The sequence below is a fragment of the Mongoliibacter sp. genome (genome assembly GCF_007692705.1).
Lineage (GTDB): Bacteria > Bacteroidota > Bacteroidia > Cytophagales > Cyclobacteriaceae > Mongoliibacter.
Genome location: NZ_REBN01000050.1, coordinates 1 through 4,547 on the forward strand (window position 1 = coordinate 1; position 4,547 = coordinate 4,547).

Annotated in this window: 2 protein-coding genes; both read left to right on the forward strand. The window is 42.1% G+C overall.

The annotated features are described in order from the left end of the window. The first annotated feature begins 254 nt into the window (after nt 1-254). Nucleotides 255-3,119: an IPT/TIG domain-containing protein gene (locus EA341_RS00830; protein ID WP_293010782.1), complete on the forward strand. Its 2,865-nt coding sequence runs from the start codon at nt 255-257 to the stop codon at nt 3,117-3,119. 39 nt (nt 3,120-3,158) lie between these two features. Beyond that, nucleotides 3,159-4,148 (forward strand): hypothetical protein, encoded by a 990-nt coding sequence (locus EA341_RS00835; protein WP_293010783.1) that lies wholly within the window; start codon nt 3,159-3,161, stop codon nt 4,146-4,148. The last annotated feature ends 399 nt before the right edge of the window (nt 4,149-4,547 follow it).

The window sequence follows — 4,547 nt, forward strand, 5'->3', positions numbered from 1 at the left end:
CAGTTCATCAATACAAACCCACCCTACAATCCATAGATTTTTCTATTTCAATCTCCAGTAATAATCATTCATAAGAGCGATAAAATAGTTAGCTCAGATAACTCCCGCTCAAAATGGCTACATTAATATGGTATTTGTAAACTGATAATCAGCTATATAAATATCAATATATGTTAGAAAGCTCCTGAAAACCCAAAACCTTTATTTTGGGATTCAAGAGGGCTTTAACCTACTAAATTCTAAATGGGAACGATATGGCCAACGCAAATCACATTCAAGGAAGGGTAATCAACAACAGGAGACAGGGAATGCCCGGACTTTTGGTTAAACTCTTTGACAGCAGAGGGAATCTTTTGGCAGAAACACTAACCAATGACCGTGGCTCTTATTCCTTATACTTCAAAGCACAGAATAGAAGTTCAAGACTAATGAGAATCACCATGGCTTTTGGCCATGTACAGGTGTTTGGAAAACGAGGGGAAACCGTATCCCGTTCCGGAAGAATCAGCCTTAATAGGACCTCCCCGCTAATTTTAAGGGCTGAAATTTCAGAAAAGATAGAACCTTATGCCAGGAATCTCTCTGTCCAGACCGATAGTTTTGTAGATAAAAACTTCCTGATCAACCTGGCACAATCACTTTCTTCCATTGCCCCAGTCAATACCGCTTCTCATTTATCATTGCTTCAGACTGCTGCTTGCCCCTTACCACCCATTTTCAGGGAACCGGATCTTATGAATGATGTATGGAACACCTTGAATTTGAATAAAGAAGCAGGTTACAAGCTCAAGTCCACCATTTTCGGAATGCTTCATAGGGTTTCTCAAAATCCGAGATCCTTTGAACAATTGAATCAGGTGTCCGGGCATATCAGTAAAATAATGAGATTGAATACCGGCATGCGCTTCCACTCCCCTCATGACCTGGGAAATGCTATCGCCAAGTATGCCGATAAATCCGTTTTTATTCCAAAATCCTCACCTGCTATCCTCCACCGATTTTTAGATCAGCAGGAAAAAGGGGTTAGGAAAAATGAGGTCGTCGATCAAGGTCAGGGATTGGGGATAACAGAGGATAATCTCTTTGCCTTATACAATGCCGCCCTTATGACAGCAAAAGACAACACTGAAGGCGCTTTATTGCTGTTGGGAATCAAAGCTGGTTTCAAAGGGGTGGACAGGATGCCCGAAATCCATAAAGCTGCCCTTGAGGCAAACAACAATGGATCTACCTTGCCCTTGCATATGCTCATGGGCCAATCTCAAGGGATGTGTGGGCCGGATGATGGTCCATACAGAGGACCTGTTATCCAAAAGCCCGATATTATAGGTTTCGATTTTATCCCTATGTTCACGGATTGGGAACTGGAAATCTTGGAATGCTTGGCAAAAGGAATGCCCTTGATGCCTGTCATTACTGATGCTCCTCTTGTAAGACTTTTGATAAACGAAATCTCCCCTAATCAGGCATGTCCGGGTCAGAATATTAATATCTCAGGACAGGGATTTAACAACAGTAGTAAAGTCCTTTTTACAAATGGAACCAATGGAACTGTAGAAGGACAGATTTTGTCCCTTTCCCCAACAAACTTATCCGTGAAGGTCCCTTCACTTGCTACTGAAGGTCCTGTATGGGTCCAAAACCCCGGCAATGGATTTTACCGATGCGACTGGTTTATACCAAACTCCATCAACAGCAATTCAGTCAATTTGGCTGGAGGAAGGACAGTAGTGGAGCGTTTTGATATTTCTATCAACGAACAAAACATTTCCTATGCAGAGCCCGGGGAACAGGTAAAAGTCAGTTGGCGGGTTTATCCTGAAAATTCAGAGGTCAAACTTACTGTTTTCAACTTTAACGGGGCGATACTTTTTTCAGGAAATAACCTCCCAAGTTCAGGCTCACATACCCTTAGCATTCCGGATAATATTAATGTGGAAAGAACATTGAGGTTTGAACTGGAAGTGACCGGTATCTGCGGGAAAGTTACAGAAGAAATCCGGCTGCCTGTTACCATCAAACCTACACTTACCATCGAGGCTGTGGAAGTCACACAGGGCATACAGAATTTCAATTTAGATGATAAAGGTCCAAATGATGTCCCACTTATATCCAGAAAAGGAACCATCATCAGGGTATTTGTCAGCGTAGACAGGAATGGGTTCAATTTCGATCAAATCCACGTAGGTGGAAAGGTGAAAATAGGCAATTGGAACCTGATACCTATAAATGGTGCTGCCAATACCCAGGATTTGAGCGGAGCCAATACCAGCATACTTGCGGTTCAGAAAGACAGTCTGGAAAGGAGGTTTACAGATCACAGTCTCAATTTCTATGTCCCTGCTGGTCTTGCCACCGGTACAAAACCAGCCGAAATAACTTTATGGACAGATGAGCGGTATCCATATGAGGTGATGACCGAAAAGACAATTTCCATAAACTGGCAAGGAGAAAAAAGGCTTAAACTCAGATGGTCTCGATGGAGACTGACCCAACACGGGAACAATCTTCTCACGGATGATGAGGCAGAATACAATTTTGAAAGAGCAATAGATTTGTTACCCAGTAGCATGGGCGACGTAAATCATGCTCCAATATGGGCCTTTTTTACACATTTGGATATGAGCGATTCTGCAGGAAGATCCGAGCTCTTGAACAGAATGGAAAATAGAAGGGTAAGTCTTGTCAATGATCATAACATGTCCAATTCAGCCTTGTTTTCAGCTGTGCTGAATGGACCAATAACATTTGTAAACTCAAATGGTAATACGGTTAGTGCTAATGGTTTGGCCAGGTTAAATGGTAAAGTAAGTTGGAATGAGTTGCATAGAGATTCAGTAGGTGAGAATTCAAATTTAAGGGTAACAACAGCCCATGAACTGGGGCACAACCTGGGGCTAAAGCATGTGAAATTACCAACTTCGGGAAATGTGCCTTCCAATACGGAAAGCCACCCCAATGATGGCTACCTGGATAATATTCCCTTTGATATATTCTATAATACGGTTGTCACTGCCAGCGGATGTACCGGGAATCAATGTGTCGGTGACTTTATGAGTTACTTGAGACCGAGAAGGACTTCTATAACCCAATGGGAGCGGATTAGGGACTTGCTTTAGGATGATGAATGGACGATGTAAAATAACAATAAGGATATTATGAAAAAGGAATTTATAAGGTTTAGAGGGGTGTTGGATGAAAGGCATAAGTTTACCCGTCTTCCCGGCTATTCGGTGGATGAGCATACACCAAAAGCCAAAATCGGAAAAAGTCCCTACACAGTAGTGCTACTGGGAAGCAAAAACGAAATACAGGCCAAAGCAGTACCTGAGGTAGATTTTGAATCGGATGTCTGCCTTTCTGAAGGGGAAGCCCGAACAGCATTTTTGGAAGTCGATCTTCCTGTGTTGCCCAAAAGTGTAGCCATAGGTTTGATGTACAAGGATGAAAGGTTATACGAAGAAAAAATCCCTGAAGGCAAACCCAATTTCAGAAAAGTACTTTTCAGACTTTTTGAAGGTAAAGAAATTCCCGAACCAAATTTAAACCGCTTTGGCATTGCTCCAGACTGGAGAGGTCAGGAAGAATGGTTGCTGAAGTATGGTAAACTGGTTCAGGTGGATTGGGAAAATGACCGGACCTCTGAAGATGAATTTGTGGATATATTGATTTTGGGAAAAGCGGGAAGCTACAGTGAATATGCCACAGGCTTGGTGAAAGGTTCTGCCTTGGTAAACATAGCTGGAATGCAAGGCCATGAAATCAGGCTGGTAGTGAGGTTGTCTAATGGATTCCGATCCGAGCAATTTATAGGAAAAAGCTACAAAGTGCCGGCATTGCCTGCAGAAATGAAAATCGCGGAACCGAAAGAGGGAACTCATGTTTTTCCGGATATGCCTTTTGATATGCGTGCCACTATAAATGACCCCAATAATCCCGACCCTGAAAAGAGTATTTACTGGACCATCAATGGAAGACTGGTCAGCCGTGGTGCAAACCCGGTTTTGGCTCCTGCTTTAAAAGAAGGGAGACATAAAATTACTGCTGTTTACAGTTCGGGAGATAAAAAAATTATCAGGTCAGTGAGCATTGAGGTAAAAGCAAATAAGGCATTTCTAGAGTGGGCCAAGCAGGCGGAAAAATTCTAGCTCATGGGAGAAAGAAGGCTTTGTCCTAATCCATTTCTGTTCAATATCACCAGGAGAAAGACTGAGTAAATAGGGGAGGGGGAATTTAAAATGGAAAATTAGAAATTTAAAATCGGGTAAGTCATGCATTCATTACTTTTCACAAATGTTCCCGCTTTAGGGGCAAGGTTACCCAACCCTTGAGGTTTTCAACACCTCGAGGGTTTTTTTTATTCACGCAACGACGCAAGGACGCCAAGACGCCAAGATATTAATAGATCAATTCACCGATTCCCCAGTTCATCAATTCGTCAATTCTTCAGTTCATCAATAAAAAGTTAATAGTTAAAAGTTCATTTGCCTCCACGCTTTAACCCTTAACTTTTTAACCTTTAACAATTTTTAGATCAGTTCATCGAT